A 482-nucleotide genomic window follows, 5' to 3' on the forward strand; every position below is an offset into this window, starting at 1 on the left:
TAGTGTTCTCTCTTATCTTAATGTCGTTAGATATTTCTCCGTTTTATTTATTATCTGAGCTCGGTGGGGTAAGTATTTTTATTGCTATCATAATGCTAATAACGATTGGCATCGCCTACTTAATTTTAAAAAGTGGTGAGAAAATGGCGATTAGAGTATTACTCAAAGCCAAGGAAAGTCAGTAGATAAAATACAACAAACGATTCAATTAGGATCATGACAAGACGCCAGCCATAATGTGCTGGCGTTTTAGTTTCCTGTTTGTAGGATTTTTTGTTTAAAAGGCAAACCCATTTATTGTGTTGTCGTTTGAGTTAATGGTTTATGCCTTGTGCGCAAGATAGCTTAGCAGGTTTATGTATCGAGAAACGTGTGTATAATTCTCCACGAATTACGATTTATAGATATGAAAGGTAAGTATGGCAGTCCTCGAAATTCTCTCCATTCCAGACCCAAGGCTTAAAGTAAAAGCAGAAAAAGTC

Annotated in this window: 1 pseudogene; it reads left to right on the forward strand. The window is 35.9% G+C overall.

From position 1 onward, the window contains the following. Positions 1-185, forward strand: a pseudogene (locus IQR33_RS33145) (hypothetical protein); the annotation flags it as partial. Positions 186-482 lie beyond the last annotated feature (297 nt).

This window comes from Vibrio sp. OPT46, from assembly GCF_015163535.1.
GTDB classification, from domain to species: domain Bacteria; phylum Pseudomonadota; class Gammaproteobacteria; order Enterobacterales; family Vibrionaceae; genus Vibrio; species Vibrio alginolyticus.